Source organism: Thermoanaerobacter brockii subsp. finnii Ako-1, assembly GCF_000175295.2.
Taxonomy (GTDB): Bacteria; Bacillota; Thermoanaerobacteria; order Thermoanaerobacterales; family Thermoanaerobacteraceae; genus Thermoanaerobacter; species Thermoanaerobacter pseudethanolicus.
In genome coordinates, this window is the sequence record NC_014964.1 from 1,246,864 (window position 1) to 1,263,794 (window position 16,931).

Consider the following 16,931-nt stretch of genomic DNA (forward strand, 5'->3'; position numbering starts at 1 on the left):
CTCAAAGAAGTCTTTTTGGACGGATTTTATTTCGCTCTAAAATCCCAATGCCGAGAAATTTACCATTATTATCATATAACTTCAAAAGTGAAGTTTCAATAGGATATCTATTTTGAATAAATTGGCCTTTTAAAATTTTTTCAGCTTCCATTTTGTTTAATTGTACAGAAGGTAATTCAATAAACTTATCTATTGGCTGCAATAATACTTTCTTTTCCCTTATTTCTTCAAGAGTATAAGCATCTTCTATTTTAAAAGCACCAACCTCTGTTCTTATCAACATAGACATATATCCCGGCATGTTTAATTTTTCGCATATATCTCTTACTAAAGCTCTCACATAGGTGCCTTTAGAACATTTCACATCTATTAATACCCGATAAGGTGGTTCATATTCAACTAATTCAATATCATATATGGTAACCTCAATAGGTGGAATATCAATTGTCTTTCCTTCTCTTGCATATTCGTATAACTTTTTTCCTTTTATTTTCTTTGCAGAATACATTGGAGGAATTTGTTTTATTTTCCCTTTAAATTCATTTAAGACTTGCCTTAATTCTTCTTCCCTCAGAATCCTTACAGGTCCGCCTTTTACAATTTTGCCGCTTTTATCCAAAGTGTCTGTAGTAAAGCCAAAGGTTATTTCAAATCTATATCTTTTGTCGTGCTCAAGAAGATAAGAGACAAATTTAGTGGCATTCCCTACACAAACAGGCAGTATTCCTGCTGCATCTGGGTCTAAAGTTCCTGTATGCCCTACTTTTCGTATATTATAGATTTTCCTAATAAAATCTACAACATCGTGAGAAGTCATACCAGGGGGTTTTAAAATATTGAGCATTCCCTCCAATTTTTATCCCTCTAATTCTTTGAATATTGTCTGTAAAATTTTTTCTTTGGCTTCTCCAATATTTCCTTTGATGCTACATCCAGCAGCTCTTACATGGCCTCCACCGTCAAAAATATTTGCAATTTTATTTACATCTATTTTTTCTTTTGACCTTAAACTAATTTTTATCTCTCCTTCTTTTTCAACTAAAAGTACCGCTACTTCTACTCCTTCAATATTTCTAGCATAAGTGATAATATTTTCTATATGTGAAAGGTTTGTGTTTGTTTCTTGGAAGTCTTTTTTTAAAATTTCCATATAAGCAACTCTTCCATCTTTATATAATGTAAGGCTATTTAAGGCTCTTCCTAAAAGTTTTGCTTTGTTGAATTTGAGAGTATTAAAAACTTTATCTCCTATTTCTTTAAATTTAGCGCCATTGTTTATTAAGTCTCCAGCTATTTGATGAGTTATAGAAGTAGTTGATTCGTACATAAATCCACCACTATCTGTCAAAATCGCTGTATAGAAACTTGTAGCTATTTCTTCATCAAATTCTACTCCTAACAATTTAACAATTTGATAGGCTATTTCTGCTGTCGCTGCTGCGTTAGTATCTACATAATTCAATTTGGCATACAAAGTATTTGAAATGTGATGGTCAATATTAATAGTTACAGCAGAAGTTTTTAAAAGTTCTTTGGTACTGCCCAATCTTTCTTCATCAGCACAGTCAAAAATCAAAACCACGTCTGCCTCTTTATAAAATGGTCTTGATATTTTCTCTACATTAGGAACAAAGTTGTACATTTCAGGGATTTCGTCATCTATGAATACATCTACTTCTTTTCCCATTTTTTTTAATACTTTATACATTCCTGTAACAGTGCCTATAGCATCTCCATCGGGTGCAATGTGAGATACTACAATTACACTTTTAGCATCTTTTATGTGATTTATTGCATCAATTAATATCAATTACCATCACCCTCTTGCTTATTGAGTTCTTTTAATATTTCAGAAATATGAGCCCCATATTCTATAGAGTGATCTAACTCAAAGATGATTTCAGGAGTATATCTCATTTTTATTCTCCGTCCAATTTCGTGTCTGATATATCCAGCTGCACTTTTCAGCCCTTCAAAAGTTTCACGTTTATCTTCTTCATTTCCGTAAATACTTACATAAACTTTAGCATATCTCAAGTCTTTAGTAAGTTCTATATCAGTTATACTAACCATTGCTTTAATTCTTGGGTCTTTAATTTCTTCTAAAATCATTTTACTTATCTCTTTTTTTATTTCTTCTGAAAGTCGATTATTCCTGTACTGCATTGTATTCATCCTTTCAACGAGGAATTTCTTCCATTTGATAAGCCTCTATTATGTCACCCTCTTTTATGTCGTTGAATTTCTCTATACCTATACCGCATTCAAATCCTTGTTGTACTTCTCTCACATCATCTTTAAATCTCTTTAAAGAAGCAATTTTACCCTCATAGACTACAATACCATTTCTTATTATACGTACATCGGCATTTCTTAAAATTTTACCACTTAACACATAACAGCCAGCTACATTTCCTACACCAGGTACCCTAAAAACGGCCCTAACTTCAGCTCTTCCTAACTCTACTTCTTTATATTTTGGCTCTAACAGACCTTTCATAGCTGCTTTAATATCTTCAATAACATCATATATAATTCGATAAAGCTTTATATCTACCTTTTCTTTTTCTGCAAGATTTTTAGCATTTGTCTCTGGCCTTACATTAAAACCTATTATTATGGCATTAGAAGCTGATGCAAGCATAACATCCGTTTCAGTTATTGCGCCTACTGCTCCGTGAATTACCTTTATTCTAACTTCTTCGTTGCTTAAGTCTTCAATGGATTTCTTTAATGCTTCTACTGAACCTTGAACATCAGCTTTTATGATAATATTTAATTCTTTTACGCTACCTTCCTGTATTTGACTAAATAAGTCCTCTAGTGAAACTTTTTGCTTTCGTTTAAGTTCCATTTCTTTTTGAAGTTCTTTACGTCTTTCTGCCAATTCTCTTGCTTTTTTTTCTTCCTCTACTACTATGAGCTTATCTCCGGCTTCTGGTACTTCAGAAAAGCCCAAAACCTCCACTGGCGTAGAAGGCCCGGCTTTTTTAATTCTTTTCCCCTTGTCATCAAACATTGCCCTTACTCTTCCATAGGTGGTACCCGCTAAAATAGCATCTCCTATTTGTAAAGTACCATTTTGTACAATTACGGTTGCAACAGGACCTTTTCCTTTTTCTAACTTCGCTTCTATTATAGTACCTCTTGCTGGCTTATTCGGATTAGCTTTTAAATCTTCCATTTCAGCCACCAGCAAAATCATTTCTAAAAGATTATCTATACCTATATTTTTCTTTGCAGAAACAGGTACACAAATTGTATTTCCTCCCCATTCTTCTGGCACTAACCCTAGCTCACTTAGCTCTGTCTTTACCTTATCAGGATTTGCAGTCGGCAAATCTATTTTGTTTATAGCTACAATCATAGGTGCATTGGCAGCTTTCACGTGGTTTATTGCTTCTACTGTTTGAGGCATAACACCATCATCTGCAGCTACGACTAAAACGACAATATCTGTAATGCTGGCTCCTCTTGCTCTCATAGCAGTAAAAGCTTCATGGCCAGGCGTATCTAAAAACACAATTTTTTTGTTATTTACCTCAACTACAGAGGCACCTATATGCTGTGTGATTCCTCCCATTTCTTTCATAGTGACATTTGTATTTCTAATGGCATCTAATAAAGAAGTTTTACCATGGTCCACATGGCCCATTACAGTAACAATAGGTGGACGAGGTTGCAAATCTTTTTCATCATCAGGCGCTTCTTCTAACAACAATTCTAATTCATCTTTTACTTCTTCTTTATCCACCAAAAATCCATATTCTTCAGCAATTTTAGATGCATTTTCAAAATCAATCTGTTGATTTACTGTAACCATTATTCCTTTTGCAATTAACTTTTTAATTATCTCTGTAGGATTGACTTTCATTTTTTCTGCTAACTCTTTTACAGTCAAAAACTCGGGAATAGTGATTATTTTAATTTCGTCCTCTTGTTTTTCCTCTGTTAAAATCACTTTTTTGTTATTCTTCTTATTTTTCTTACCACCTTTTTTGAAACTCTTTTTGTAAGCTCTCTCTTCTTCCAAATCCTCTAAATTATCTTCAAATATATCTTCTTCCTGTTGATTTATTTCATCCGTTTGTTGTGGTTTGTCACTTAGTAAATCCATGATTAAGTCTACTTCTTCATCTTCCAACGTACTCATGTGGTTTTTAACTTTTATATCCAAATCGTTTAATCTGGATATAAGGTCTTTACTAGATAAATTCAATTCTTTTGCTAATTCATAAACTCTTGTTTTAGACATTTTATTCACCTCCATAATTTTCCTCCTTTGCAGCATCTAGTAATACTTTTGCTAATCCCTCGTCTGTAATGCCAATTACCCCGACTATTTCTCTTCCTATCGCTTTTGCCAATAGCTCTTTTGTGGAATATACAATATAGGGGACTTTATTTCGTTCACACATTGTAGCAAACTTTTTAAAAGTATTCTTTGACACGTCAGTGGCCAATACCACTAAAAAAACTTTCTTAAGTTTAAGGTATTTATCCACACTATAATTACCAGAGACAAGTTTACCCGCTTTTTTACTTATTCCGAGCATAGAATGAAATCTGTCATTCTTCATCCTCTATCTCCCTCTTTAATTGTTCGTAAATTTCATCAGAAATTGGTACTTCTAGCGCTTTTTCTAACCTTTTGTTTTTAAAAGCTTTTTCAAGACAATTTATATCTTTGCAAATATAACAACCTCTTCCCGGCACTTTACCTGTTAAATCCACCTGTACAACTGAATCTTTCGCTCGTCTTACAATGCGTATTAATTCCTTTTTTGGTTTCATCTGCTGACAGCCTAAGCACATTCTCATTGGAACCTTTTTGGTCTTCATCTTTTCACCTCACTTAACTTTTTACCATTGATTCGCTTTTTATGTCTATTTTCCAACCGGTGAGCTTTGCCGCCAGCCTCGCATTTTGTCCTTCTTTTCCAATTGCTAAAGACAATTGATAATCAGGTACAATTACTCTTGCTACTTTTTCTTTTTCATCTAAAATTTCTATACTCAAAGCCTTTGCTGGACTTAAAGCGTTCATTATAAATTCTTGAGGTTTTGAACTCCACTTGACTATATCTATTTTTTCTCCTTTTAGTTCATTGACAACAGCTTGTACTCTTGCACCTTTATATCCAACACAAGCTCCTACAGGGTCCACATTTTCATCCCTGCTAAAAACCGCCATTTTTGTCCGTGAACCAGCTTCTCGAGCAATACTCCGTATTTCAACTATTCCTTGTTGAATTTCTGGGGATTCCAATTCAAACAATCTTTTTACAAGTCCTGGATGAGAACGAGAAATTAAAATCTGAGGTCCTTTAGTAGTCTTTTTTACTTCCACAATATACACCTTAACTCTGTCTCCTGGTGCAAAAGTTTCCCCCGGGATTTGTTCTGATGGGCCTAATATAGCCTCTACTCTTCCTAAATTAATTAACACATTTTTTTTGTCAACCCTGGTTACAATACCTGTTACTACTTCTGTTTCTTTGGCTAAAAACTCTTCATAAATTACATTTCTTTCAGCTTCTCTAATCCTTTGAATCACAACTTGTTTTGCGTTTTGTGCTGCAATTCTGCCAAAGTTTTTAGGAGTTACTTCTATATCAACTATATCTCCTATCTGGTATTTTTTATTTATTTTTCTCGCTTCTTCTAAACTTATTTCTAGTAGGTCATTGTAGACCTCTTCTACTACCGTTTTTTGTGCATAAACTTTAACATCTCCTGTTTCTCTATCCATGACAATTTTAACATTTTGAGAAGTTCCATAATTTTTCTTGTAAGCAGAAACTAAAGCAGCTTCTATTGCTTCAAACATTGTATCTTTTGGGATACCTTTTTCCTCACAGATAGAATTTAAAGCTTCTATGAATTCCGCGTTCATTATTATTCTCCCTCCTTAATTTTAAAACTTTATTACTGGTTTAACAAGACTTACATTCTTCATATCAAATTCCTTTCTTTCTCCATTATAGAGAATAATTATTTTATCACCAGTAAACTCTATAAGTTCACCTTCAAACTTTTTTCTCTTATCAATAGGGGCATATAGGGAGATTTCTATTTCTTTTCCGATATTTCTTTCAAAATCTCGAGGCTTCTTAAGAGGTCTATCGAGACCGGGAGAAGATACTTCTAAAATATAACTGTGTTCTATTGGGTCTACTTCATCTAATCTATCGCTTAAATACTCGCTAACCAATTGACAATCATCTAAAGTAATACCTCCTTCTTTATCTATATAGACTCTCAAATACCAGTGGCTTCCTTCCTTTTTGTATTCTACATCTACCAGTTCAAAATTATTTTTTTCTAAAACAGGCATTACTAAATCCTTTGCAATCTGTTCTATTTTGGACATATCCTTCTCCTCCTAAAACTTTTTATTTTTCATTATATAAACTAAAGAGTGGGAAAACCCACTCTTTGTGCAAAAAATCTATGTTGACATAACAATTATAGCATACACCTTTTACCAACGCAACACTAAAATAAACTTAATTGATTAGATTCTGGCAAATCGGTTAAACAGCCATACTGTTTTAATATTTCTATAACTGTTTTACTGACCTTTGTTCTGTTTCTAAAATCTTCAACAGATAGAAATTTGCCATTTTCTCTTTCTTGTGCAATTGTTTTGGCTGCTTGTATTCCTACTCCCTCTAAAGAATTAAGAGGTGGTAGCAATCCTTCTTCAGTAATAAAAAATTTGACTGCATCAGATTTATATAAGTCTACATTTATAAACTTAAATCCTCTTAGGTACATCTCTAAAGCTACTTCTAATACTGTTAAAAGGCTTTTTTCTTTAGGACTAGCATTATTTCCTTTCGCTTCTATCTCTTTTATAGCATTTTTTATGCTGTCTTTCCCTTTTAATACAATATCCAAATTAAAGTCATCTGCTCTAACGGTAAAGTAAGTAGCATAAAAGGCTTCTGGATAATGAACTTTAAAATAAGCAATTCGAAATGCCATTATTACGTATGCCACAGCATGAGCCTTCGGAAACATATATTTTATTTTTTGGCAAGACTCAATAAACCAATTTGGAACACCGTGTTTTCTCATTTCTTCTATTTCTTCTTGTGTTACACCTTTGCCTTTCCTCACATTTTCCATTATTTTAAAAGACAATTTTTTGTCCATACCTTTGCTTATCAAATAAAGCATTATGTCATCTCTTGTAGATATTACTTCTTTTAATGTAGCTATTCCTTCTCTTATTATATCCTGAGCATTGTTAAGCCATACATCAGTGCCGTGAGAAAGTCCACTTATGCGTACTAGTTCTGCAAAAGTAGTAGGACGAGTGTCAATAAGCATTTGTCTTACAAACTTTGTACCAAACTCAGGTAATCCTAAAGTACCCACAGGAGTATTTAGCTCTTCAGGGTCTATTCCCAATGCTTCTACACTGGTAAATAAACTCATAGTTTTTTTATCATCTAAAGGAATTTCTCTTGCATTAATGCCGGTTAAATCCTCCAGCATTCTTATAACTGTAGGGTCATCATGCCCTAAAATATCCAGTTTTAAAAGCCTTCCGCTTATTGAATGGTAGTCAAAATGAGTTGTTATAACATCGGTGTCTTCTGCATCAGCAGGATGCTGTATTGGAGTAAAGTCATAAATACTCTTGTCCTTTGGCACTACCATTATTCCACCTGGATGTTGCCCTGTGGTTCTTTTCACTCCTGTACAACCAACAGTAAGTCTTTTGATTTCTGATTTATGAACTATTAAATTGCGTTCTTCAAAATATTTTTTGACATATCCATAAGCAGTTTTATCTGCTAAAGTTCCAATAGTACCTGCTCTAAAAACATGGCCTTTTCCGAAAAGTTCTTCTGTATACTTATGAGCAATAGGTTGGTATTCCCCAGAAAAATTAAGGTCTATATCTGGTTCTTTATCCCCTTCAAAACCTAAAAACACTTCAAAGGGTATATCAAAACCATCTTTCCTCATCAAAGTTCCACAGTGAGGACAAGTCTTATCCGGCATGTCCACACCACAACCATAGCTTCCATCAGTTATAAACTCGGAATACTTACAATTTGGACAAACATAATGAGGCGGCAGCGGGTTAACTTCTGTTATTCCGCTCATAGTGGCTACTAAAGAAGAGCCTACAGAACCTCTAGAACCAACCAAATACCCATCTTTTAAAGACTTAGACACTAATTTTTGAGCTATAATATACATAACTGCATATCCATTGTTAATTATAGAATTTAATTCTCTATCTAAGCGATTTTGTACTATTTCTGGCAAAGGGTCACCGTATATTTCATGGGCTTTATCTAAAGTAAGCTTTCTTAATTCTTCTTCAGCTCCCTCTATCACAGGAGGGAATGTTCCATCTGGTATAGGTTTTACTTCTTCTACAAGGTCAGCAATTTTATTAGGATTATCAATTACAATCTCTTTCGCTACTTCTTCTCCTAAATATTCGAATTCTTTTAGCATCTCATCAGTTGTTTTAAAATAAAGAGGCGGCTGCCTATCTGCATCCTTATATCCTTTTCCTGCCATTAAAATTTTTCTGTATATATCATCCCATGGATCTAAAAAGTGCACATCTCCTGTTGCCACTACTAATTTGTTGTATTTTTTACCTAAAAGGTAAATTTTTCGATTGATTTCTCTTAATTCTTCTACGCTTTTTACTTCTCCTTTTCCAATTAAAAACTCATTATTTCCAACAGGCTGTACTTCTAAATAATCGTAAAAAGAAATAATATTCTCTAGTTTCTTTTCTTCTAAGTTAGATACAATCGCCCTAAAAACTTCCCCTTGTTCACAAGCAGAACCAATGATAAGACCTTCTCTCCTACTAATAAGTAAACTTTTGGGAATACGAGGTGTTCTATGAAAATATTCCAAATTGGATTTAGAGATTATTTCGTATAAATTTCTCAATCCTTTTTGGTCTTTTACCAAAATCGTGACATGATAGACAGGAAGTTTCCGTATGTCAACTTCACTTTCTTTTAATATAGCATTTATATCTTTTACCTTTTCTACTCCTAATTCTTTTAACCTATCAATAGTTTTTATAAATATTTCAGCTGTAGCCATAGCATCGTCTACTGCTCTGTGGTGGTGTTCCAATTTTACTTGTAAATGGTCAGCCAGTGTGTCTAGCTTGTAATTTTTCAAGTCCTTATATAAATGTCTACTTAGTTCTAAGGTATCTAAAACTGCATTGTTTACATTTAAATTAAATTTTTTAGCTTTAGATTTTATAAAAGACACATCAAAATTTGCATTATGAGCTACTAAAACACTGTTAGAAGCAAACTCCAAGAATTTAGGTAATATTTCTTCTATAGAAGGAGCATCTTTAACCATAGATTCGTCAATTCCAGTAAGTTTTGTTATAAAAGAAGAAATAGGAATTTTGGGATTAACAAAGGTTTCAAAAGTATCTATTATTTTGCCTTCTTTTATTTTTACTGCACCAATTTCAATTATTTCATCATTTATATTGGAAAGACCCGTCGTCTCTATATCAAAAACAGTAAATTCATCTTCTAAAGTGGCTTCTGTATCTCCTGTTACAATAGGTACACCATCATCCACTAAATAACCTTCTACACCGTATATGACTTTTACACCGTATTTAGAAGATGCTTCCATCGCTTCAGGAAATGCTTGTACAACTGCATGGTCTGTTATAGCAATGGCTTTATGTCCCCATTTTGCTGCTCTTTTAATCACTTCTGTTGCAGAGGCTACTGCATCCATACTGCTCATTTGAGTGTGTAAGTGAAGTTCCACTCTTTTTTCCTCACTTAAATCTTTTCTTTCTTTCGGAGATATCAACTGCAGGTCTTTTAGACTTATTACTAAGTCTCCTTCATATTTGTCGTAGAAAACTTTCCCTCTTAATTTTACAAAACTGCCTACTTGGATATTCTCTTTTAAATAATTATACTTTTCCTCAGTTAAAAAGGCTTTTACAAGTATCGATGAAGTATAATCAGTTATATCAAAAGTCATTAAAATTTTAGACTTTAATTCCTTAAATTCTAGAGAAAAGATTTCACCTTCAATTACCGCTTCTTCTGTTTCTGCAGTAACATCTTTGATAGATATCACTTCAGCCTTTATTTCTTTCCCTAAAAGTACTTGGGAATCTTCTTTATCCTCCATTTTTTCTGTTGTTTTGCCGGTTTCTTGCTTCTGCCCGCTTTTAGTGATTTCTTCAATAACTTTTATATCTTCCTCCATTATCATTCTTTCCATTGTATCTTCAAACTCTTCTAAAAGGACTACATCTATTTCTGTTTTAAACCCATATTTATCCTTTAGAAATTTCTTAAGAACAAAATCAATTTTATTGCTTTTTATAAATTGATAGACTACTTCGTTGGGAGCTTTAATTATTATCTTTTGATTCTCTGTTACTACATCACAGGTTTTTAAAAAACTAAGAGAAGCAGGGTATTCTTCGCTTATTTTTAAGATTATTTCCTCAAAATTGTCTAATATGTCCTGAAGACTATTAAATTTTTTCTCCTGTTCTACTACGACTTCTACTTCTTTAATTAAAGGAAATTTATTAAGCAAAAAATCCTGAAATTTTCTTATCTGAGAATTTATGTTATTATTGGAAGATACGCTTACAATTAATTTTCTCTCTTTTTTTAACAGTTTTACTTTTTTTATTTCAAATTCCTGCGGAAAAGATGCTGGAATCATCAAATCCCTCTTTCTAAATCCACATTTTTAAAATATCAAAATACATTTTTAATCGCGCATAAAATCCTCTAATTAATCCCAGCTTTTCTTCTTTCATGACATGACTCATATTCTCAAGAGGCACATTTACCACTCTTAACTTATTCTTTTCAGCATGTCTATTTAAAGCAATTTCTACTCCGAATCTACTGATTTCCATCTCTTCAATGTTTTCTAAAAACTGCCTTTTTATTGCCCTTTGGCCTGACAAAAAGGGTGCTATTTTTTGTGCAAAATCTGTAGATTTTCTTCCACCAGAAAAAATTCCAATTGTCATATCTGCTTCATTCTTTAATACAGGAGATACGAGATTTACAAAATGTTTTTCAGTAAGTCCAATCAAATCGGCATCTAACATGACAATAATATCGCCTTTAGAATTTTCTATTCCTGCTTTTAATGCTTTCCCCTTGCCCTGATTTTTCGGCAAATCTACTAGCTTTACATTGTATTTTAAGGCTTGCTCTTTTGTATCATCCGTAGAACCATCATTTACAACTATGATTTCATCAATCAGGTCTATTGTTTCTAAGACTGACAAAACTCTCCCAATATTTTTTTCTTCATTAAAAGCTGGGATTACAACAGAAATCATTAAGAATCCTCCTCAAGTAATTTTTCAATTTCTTTCATCAATTCTTCTACTAACTCTTCTTCTTTAACTTTTTTATAAACTTTTCCTTTTTTAAAAATAACTCCTTCTCCATCTCCTCCTGCTATTCCTATATCTGCTTCTTTTGCTTCCCCTGGTCCATTTACAGCACATCCCATAACAGCAACTTTTAAGGGCTTTTTAATATTCCTCGTCCTTTTTTCTACTTCTTCTGCTAACCTTATCAAGTCAATTTTTGTTCTGCCGCAGGTAGGGCAGGAAATGATTTCGACTCCTTCTTTTAAAAGACCTAAAGAACGTAAAATCTGTCTTCCTACTCTCACCTCATGGACTGGATCACCCGTTAAAGAAACTCGTATTGTGTCTCCTATTCCTAAATAAAGTAATGTTCCTATTCCTATAGCAGATTTTATAGTACCGGCTTCAATAGTACCCGCTTCCGTTATACCCACGTGCAATGGATAATCCACTTTTGAAGAAGCGAGTTTATAAGCCTCTATAGTAAGGGGTACATTTGTAGTTTTAAGCGAAATAACTATATCATAAAAGCCTAACTTTTCTAAAATTAAAACATTTTTTAAAGCGCTTTCCACAACTGCTTCGGCAGTTACTCCCTTGTATTTATGTAATATTTCTTTTTCTAAAGAACCAGAATTTACACCTATTCTAATAGGAATACCTTTTTCTTTTGCTATTTCTACCACTTTTTTGATATTTTCTTCTCTTCCTATGTTTCCGGGATTAATTCTTATCTTGTCTGCTCCATTTTCAATTGATTTTATAGCTAATCGATAATCAAAATGAATATCTGCTACCAAAGGAATATTTATATTTTTCTTTATTTCTTTTATTGCTTCAGCTGCTTCCATATCTGGAACAGCAACTCTTATAATATCACAGCCTTCAGCTTCTAGTCTTTTTATCTGCTCTATTGTTTTTTCAATATCGTGGGTATCCGTGTTAGTCATAGACTGAACTAAAATTGGATTATTTCCTCCAATTTTTTTATTGCCTATTTTGACTTCGCGAGTAATTTTTCTCATTTTTATCACCTTTTAAAAAATGCGTAGAATATCCCTATAGGTTGCAAAAATCAACAAAGCAATCAACAGTAAAAAACCTAAATAATGAATATAGCCTTCTTTTTCAGGTGGCAATGGTTTACCTCTTACTGCCTCTGCTAACACAAACAAAATCCTTCCACCGTCTAAAGCCGGTAGTGGCAATAGATTAAAAAGGCCTAAATTTACGCTTATAAGAGCGGAAAAAGCTAGTAAATTTATAACACCTGTTTTAGCGACTGTTCCAACAGCTTGAACAATTCCCACAGGTCCCATAATATCATTGACAGAGACTTTTCCGGTTACTAACATTACAAGAGACAAAATAATAAGTTTCGAAAAATATATTGTCTGATTGATGGCAGTTTTAAAGGCAAGAGAGATAGAACGCTCATAGTCTGGAACAATTCCTATCATTACCTTTGAAGCGTTTTTATCAAAAATTGGTTTTACTTGTTTTTGTAAAATTTGATTTCCCCTTTGAATTTCAATTGTCAATACTCGCTCTCCATTAGAACTTATGGCTTTCTCTAACTCCTCCCATGTATTTATCTTTGTATTATTTACCATTACAATTTTGTCCCCCGGCAAAATTCCTGCTTTTTCAGCGGGATAGCCTTCCATTACGGATTTTACCTGTGGTATCGGACTTCCTATATTAAAAAATACAATAAAAAGCAATAAAAAAGCTAATAATATATTCATTAAAGGACCTGCAGCAAAGACAGCTAACCTTACAGGCCAAGGCTTATTTACTATAGCCCGCGGGTCATTAGATTTTTCATCTTCACCTTCTAAAGCAACATAACCACCGAATAGCAATGCTCTAAAAGAATACTCTGTTTCTCCGTATTTCTTCTTAAAAAGTCGTGGACCAAAGCCAATAGAAAATTCATTTACTCTAGCTCCAGAAAGTTTTGCAACGATAAAATGTCCAAATTCGTGAAACATTACTAAAACGCTTAAAACAATTATACTTATCAATATTGTCAAAATGTATCACCTCATATATTTTTTTGCTATTTTTTCCTTAACCTCTTTATCCACATTTATTATATCATCTAAAGTGGGATTTTGTATATTATTATGTTCTTTCATACTCTCCTCTATGATTTCAGCTATTTGTAAAAATTCTATTTTTTTATTTAAAAACAGTGACACAGCTATTTCATCAGCCGCATTTAACACTGTAGTCATCGTGCCGCCAATTTTTAAAGCCTCATATGCCAACGACAAACATCTAAAAGTTTCTAAATCGGGTTTTTCAAAAGTTAGCTGAGTTGTAAGAGAAAAATCTAAAAAATTTATTCCATTTATGTAATTGCGAGTAGGATAATTTAATGCATACTGAATAGGTATCCTCATATCGGCAGCAGCCAATTGTGCAATTACACTACCATCTATATATTCTACCATTGAGTGAATTATACTCTGGGGATGCACAATCACATCAATTTTATCTTCAGAAATGTCAAAAAGCCATTTTGCTTCTATTACTTCAAACCCTTTATTCATTAAAGTGGCAGAATCTATCGTGATTTTTTTCCCCATTTTCCAATTAGGATGATTTAGAGCCTCATTTACAGTTACTTTTCTCAAATCTTCTTTTTTCTTCCCCCTAAAAGGACCTCCAGAGGCTGTTAAAATCAATCGAGATACTTCTTTTTTGTCATTTCCTCTTAAACATTGGAGTATAGCAGAGTGTTCACTATCTACAGGTAAAAGAGTTATATCCTTCTTTTTTACCAAATCCATCACAATTTGTCCAGCTGTTACAAGTACTTCTTTATTCGCTAAAGCGATATCTTTTCCCCTCTGGATAGCTGTAACTGTTGGAATAAGGCCAGCAATCCCTTCTACAGCTACCACCACTAAATCGGCATCGTACTTCACAATTTCTTGAAGCCCTTTGCTGCCAGTTAGAATTTCGACATTTTTTTTTAGATTCTCCCTTAATTGGTTAGCTTTATCTTCATCTTTTACTGCTACAACTTTAGGATTAAATTCTCTAATTTGTTTCGATAAAAGTTCTACATTGTTATAAGCTGTAAGTCCTACTATTTCAAAATTTTCTCTAAAATTTTTTATTACGTCTAATGTTTGTGTACCTATAGAACCAGTTGAGCCGAGAATTATTACCTTTTTCATGAAGTACATCCCTTTCTAAATTAAGTACTGAAAAATAAAGTATATGAAAGGAGAAACAAATAAAATACTATCAAATCTATCTAAAATTCCTCCATGGCCAGGAATTGTATTTCCAAAATCTTTAATGTAACAATTTCTTTTTATAAAGGAAGCAATTAAATCTCCACATTGAGCGATTATACTTCCCAATAAGCCTATAATTACAGAAAGATATATACTGACATTCGATTGAGGAAATAGCCAAGCAAATACAGCACAGCTGATGGTAGAGCCTATGATTCCTCCAATCCCTCCTTCTATCGTCTTTTTGGGACTGATTGTAGGAGCAAGTTTGTGCTTTCCAAAAAATCTACCGGTAAAATAGGCAAAAGTATCCGTCATCCAAGAGACTATAAAAACAAACCATACTATGTACATTCCTTCAGGCATTTCTCTAAGTTTTTGTATGTACAAAAAGAAAAGAGGTATATAAATGATTCCCATCAAAGTCAAAGCGTAATCTTTGAGATTATATTTTTTATTAGTTAAAAACAGCAAAAAAAGCATCATTGCGATTATAACTAATACATCTACTTTTGCGATTTTACTTTCTAAAAAATATAAAAGGATTGCTGACAAATATCCAAAAATTTTTACAGGCCGTACCCCAATATTTTTTATAGCATTATAAAATTCATTAAGTCCTAATATGCTTACTAAAACTAATGCAATTTTAAGCATATTCCCCCCTTTTATTAAAATGAAAAATAAAATTGGCAAGCCTACTATCGCACTTATAACTCTTGTTTTTAGCATATTTATTTACCACTCCTTACTATACTCCCCCAAATCTTCTTTGGCGAGTTTGGTAATACAATATTGCTTCAATAAGATGTTCTTTGCCAAAATCCGGCCACAGTACCTCTGTAAACCAAAGCTCAGAATAAGCAGATTGCCATAATAAGAAATTGCTCAATCTTTTTTCTCCACTTGTTCTTATTATAAGATCTGGATCTGGCTGGTTTTTAGTATACAAATTTTCACTTATAGTTTGTTCTGTAATTTCCTCAATGGACAATTCTTTATTTAAAATCTTTGTGCAAATTTTTTTCACAGCCTTTACTATTTCATCTCTTCCGCCATAATTTAACGCTATATTAAGTACAAGTCCAGAGTTGTTTTTTGTTACATTTTGCGCCCGATCTATTTCAATTTTACACTTCTCTGGTAAAACAGAAATATCCCCTATGAAGTTAATCAATACATTATTTTTATTCAATTCATCTACTTCTTTAGAGAGATATTCAACGAGTAAATCCATTAAAAAATTTACTTCTTCTTTAGGTCTTTTCCAGTTTTCAGTTGAAAAAGCGTATAAAGTTAAATATTTTATCCCTAATTCTCTAGAGGCTTTTACAACCTCTCTTACAGCATTAACACCAGCTTTATGGCCATAAAATCTCATCATCCCTCTTTTTTGAGCCCATCTTCCATTTCCGTCCATGATAATCCCTATGTGAATAGGCAATTTATTTTTATCAATCTTGTCACTCAAATCTCTATTTTTTTGTCTAAAAAACACCATTTATTTTCCTCCTCATTTTATAAGGGCGCCCCCTCGTCAGAGGGGGATTAAATTCTAATAACAGTAATTTCAAGAATGTTATTTTGTTCTTTTATCCTGGCAACTTTTAAACGAGAACCCTCATATTTAAAAATAGATTTTGTCTCTACAACGTTAAATTTTAAGTCCTTAGGTAATTTTTCTATTATTTTATGTAAATCCATCCCTATAAAATTATTATAATAATCTGTCAAATTTCCATTATCTCCTTTTCTTTAGCTTCCACCACTTTGTCTATCTCTTTAATATATTTGTCAGTTAATTTTTGAATTTCTTCTTCTCTCTTTTTTCTTTCATCTTCCGAAATTTCGCCGTTTTTTTCCATTTTTTTTACAGCATCATTAGCATCTCTTCTTATTTGCCTTACTGCTACTTTTGCCTCTTCTGCTTTTTTATGAACTAACTTTACCAATTCTTTTCTTCTTTCTTCAGTCAATTCAGGAAAAACTAATCTTAACACTTTACCGTCAGAAACTGGATTAATTCCTAAATCTGATTTCTGTATTGCTTTTTCAATATCGCTTATTTTTGAAACATCCCACGGTTGTACAACTAGTACTCTTGGCTCCGGAGCTGTAATGGTGGCTAATCTGTTAAGAGGAGTTGGAGTACCATAATAATCTACCATAATTCGGTCAAGTAGTGCAGGATTTGCTCTACCTGCTCTTATAGCAGCTAATTCGTTTTTTAAAACGCTCAAAGATTTTTGCATTTTTTCTTCGCTAGCTTTTAAATAATCACTCAT

General features: G+C 32.9%; 17 protein-coding genes. All 17 read right to left on the bottom strand.

What is annotated here, in order from left to right; translation table 11 throughout:
* Nucleotide 1: 1 nt before the first annotated feature.
* The 17 genes from truB to frr all read right to left on the bottom strand — a co-directional run bounded on the left by truB (nt 2) and on the right by frr (nt 16,931).
* Nucleotides 2–844, bottom strand: a complete 843-nt coding sequence (truB, locus tag THEBR_RS06120) for a tRNA pseudouridine(55) synthase TruB (RefSeq protein WP_180367003.1) — start codon at nt 842–844, stop codon at nt 2–4.
* Between the two features lie 12 nt (nt 845–856).
* Nucleotides 857–1,810 (bottom strand): DHH family phosphoesterase, encoded by a 954-nt coding sequence (locus THEBR_RS06125; protein ID WP_012269354.1) that lies wholly within the window; start codon nt 1,808–1,810, stop codon nt 857–859.
* The gene (gene rbfA, locus THEBR_RS06130) at nt 1,807–2,166 is read right to left on the bottom strand and encodes a 30S ribosome-binding factor RbfA (protein ID WP_012269355.1); all 360 of its coding nucleotides are present in this window, start codon (nt 2,164–2,166) and stop codon (nt 1,807–1,809) included. Before rbfA ends, THEBR_RS06125 begins: the two co-directional genes overlap by 4 nt.
* Before the next feature lie 13 nt (nt 2,167–2,179).
* A complete protein-coding gene (gene infB / locus THEBR_RS06135) occupies nt 2,180–4,270 on the bottom strand; it encodes a translation initiation factor IF-2 (RefSeq protein ID WP_012995244.1) in 2,091 nt (696 codons plus the stop codon).
* Complete coding sequence (locus THEBR_RS06140) at nt 4,257–4,580, bottom strand: L7Ae/L30e/S12e/Gadd45 family ribosomal protein (protein ID WP_012269357.1); 324 nt, start codon at nt 4,578–4,580, stop codon at nt 4,257–4,259. Before THEBR_RS06140 ends, infB begins: the two co-directional genes overlap by 14 nt.
* Nucleotides 4,570–4,842, bottom strand: coding sequence for an RNase P modulator RnpM (gene rnpM, locus THEBR_RS06145; RefSeq protein ID WP_003866750.1), 273 nt, complete (start codon nt 4,840–4,842; stop codon nt 4,570–4,572). Before rnpM ends, THEBR_RS06140 begins: the two co-directional genes overlap by 11 nt.
* Before the next feature lie 13 nt (nt 4,843–4,855).
* A complete protein-coding gene (gene nusA / locus THEBR_RS06150) occupies nt 4,856–5,896 on the bottom strand; it encodes a transcription termination factor NusA (protein ID WP_003869135.1) in 1,041 nt (346 codons plus the stop codon).
* A 21-nt stretch (nt 5,897–5,917) separates the two neighbouring features.
* Complete coding sequence (gene rimP / locus THEBR_RS06155) at nt 5,918–6,373, bottom strand: ribosome maturation factor RimP (RefSeq protein WP_003869136.1); 456 nt, start codon at nt 6,371–6,373, stop codon at nt 5,918–5,920.
* 125 nt (nt 6,374–6,498) lie between these two features.
* Nucleotides 6,499–10,722, bottom strand: coding sequence for a PolC-type DNA polymerase III (locus THEBR_RS06160; RefSeq protein ID WP_012269358.1), 4,224 nt, complete (start codon nt 10,720–10,722; stop codon nt 6,499–6,501).
* A 13-nt stretch (nt 10,723–10,735) separates the two neighbouring features.
* Nucleotides 10,736–11,356 carry a glycosyltransferase family 2 protein gene (locus THEBR_RS06165; protein WP_004396211.1) on the bottom strand — a complete coding sequence of 207 codons (621 nt, stop codon included), beginning with the start codon at nt 11,354–11,356 and terminating at the stop codon, nt 10,736–10,738.
* A complete protein-coding gene (gene ispG / locus THEBR_RS06170) occupies nt 11,356–12,417 on the bottom strand; it encodes a flavodoxin-dependent (E)-4-hydroxy-3-methylbut-2-enyl-diphosphate synthase (RefSeq protein WP_004396210.1) in 1,062 nt (353 codons plus the stop codon). Before ispG ends, THEBR_RS06165 begins: the two co-directional genes overlap by 1 nt.
* Nucleotides 12,418–12,429: 12 nt before the next feature.
* Nucleotides 12,430–13,428, bottom strand: a complete 999-nt coding sequence (gene rseP / locus THEBR_RS06175) for an RIP metalloprotease RseP (RefSeq protein WP_003869140.1) — start codon at nt 13,426–13,428, stop codon at nt 12,430–12,432.
* Nucleotides 13,429–13,434: 6 nt separating this feature from the next.
* The gene (locus THEBR_RS06180) at nt 13,435–14,583 is read right to left on the bottom strand and encodes a 1-deoxy-D-xylulose-5-phosphate reductoisomerase (protein ID WP_004396209.1); all 1,149 of its coding nucleotides are present in this window, start codon (nt 14,581–14,583) and stop codon (nt 13,435–13,437) included.
* 15 nt (nt 14,584–14,598) lie between these two features.
* Complete coding sequence (locus THEBR_RS06185) at nt 14,599–15,378, bottom strand: phosphatidate cytidylyltransferase (protein WP_003866739.1); 780 nt, start codon at nt 15,376–15,378, stop codon at nt 14,599–14,601.
* Between the two features lie 19 nt (nt 15,379–15,397).
* Nucleotides 15,398–16,147: an isoprenyl transferase gene (locus THEBR_RS06190; protein WP_003869143.1), complete on the bottom strand. Its 750-nt coding sequence runs from the start codon at nt 16,145–16,147 to the stop codon at nt 15,398–15,400.
* Between the two features lie 47 nt (nt 16,148–16,194).
* Nucleotides 16,195–16,380 carry a hypothetical protein gene (locus THEBR_RS06195; protein ID WP_003866737.1) on the bottom strand — a complete coding sequence of 62 codons (186 nt, stop codon included), beginning with the start codon at nt 16,378–16,380 and terminating at the stop codon, nt 16,195–16,197.
* Nucleotides 16,377–16,931, bottom strand: a complete 555-nt coding sequence (gene frr, locus THEBR_RS06200) for a ribosome recycling factor (RefSeq protein WP_003866736.1) — start codon at nt 16,929–16,931, stop codon at nt 16,377–16,379. The genes THEBR_RS06195 and frr overlap by 4 nt, the downstream gene beginning before the upstream one ends.

Excerpts from the sequence above, each read along its gene's own strand:
- truB (WP_180367003.1), bottom strand. The coding sequence starts at position 844 with ATGCTCAATATTTTAAAACCCCCTGGTATGACTTCTCACGATGTTGTA.
- rbfA (WP_012269355.1), bottom strand. The coding sequence starts at position 2,166 with ATGCAGTACAGGAATAATCGACTTTCAGAAGAAATAAAAAAAGAGATA.
- infB (WP_012995244.1), bottom strand. The coding sequence starts at position 4,270 with ATGGAGGTGAATAAAATGTCTAAAACAAGAGTTTATGAATTAGCAAAA.
- THEBR_RS06140 (WP_012269357.1), bottom strand. The coding sequence starts at position 4,580 with ATGAAGAATGACAGATTTCATTCTATGCTCGGAATAAGTAAAAAAGCG.
- rnpM (WP_003866750.1), bottom strand. The coding sequence starts at position 4,842 with ATGAAGACCAAAAAGGTTCCAATGAGAATGTGCTTAGGCTGTCAGCAG.
- nusA (WP_003869135.1), bottom strand. The coding sequence starts at position 5,896 with ATGAACGCGGAATTCATAGAAGCTTTAAATTCTATCTGTGAGGAAAAA.
- rimP (WP_003869136.1), bottom strand. The coding sequence starts at position 6,373 with ATGTCCAAAATAGAACAGATTGCAAAGGATTTAGTAATGCCTGTTTTA.
- THEBR_RS06160 (WP_012269358.1), bottom strand. The coding sequence starts at position 10,722 with ATGATTCCAGCATCTTTTCCGCAGGAATTTGAAATAAAAAAAGTAAAA.
- THEBR_RS06165 (WP_004396211.1), bottom strand. The coding sequence starts at position 11,356 with ATGATTTCTGTTGTAATCCCAGCTTTTAATGAAGAAAAAAATATTGGG.
- ispG (WP_004396210.1), bottom strand. The coding sequence starts at position 12,417 with ATGAGAAAAATTACTCGCGAAGTCAAAATAGGCAATAAAAAAATTGGA.
- THEBR_RS06180 (WP_004396209.1), bottom strand. The coding sequence starts at position 14,583 with ATGAAAAAGGTAATAATTCTCGGCTCAACTGGTTCTATAGGTACACAA.
- THEBR_RS06185 (WP_003866739.1), bottom strand. The coding sequence starts at position 15,378 with ATGCTAAAAACAAGAGTTATAAGTGCGATAGTAGGCTTGCCAATTTTA.
- THEBR_RS06190 (WP_003869143.1), bottom strand. The coding sequence starts at position 16,147 with ATGGTGTTTTTTAGACAAAAAAATAGAGATTTGAGTGACAAGATTGAT.
- frr (WP_003866736.1), bottom strand. The coding sequence starts at position 16,931 with ATGAGTGATTATTTAAAAGCTAGCGAAGAAAAAATGCAAAAATCTTTG.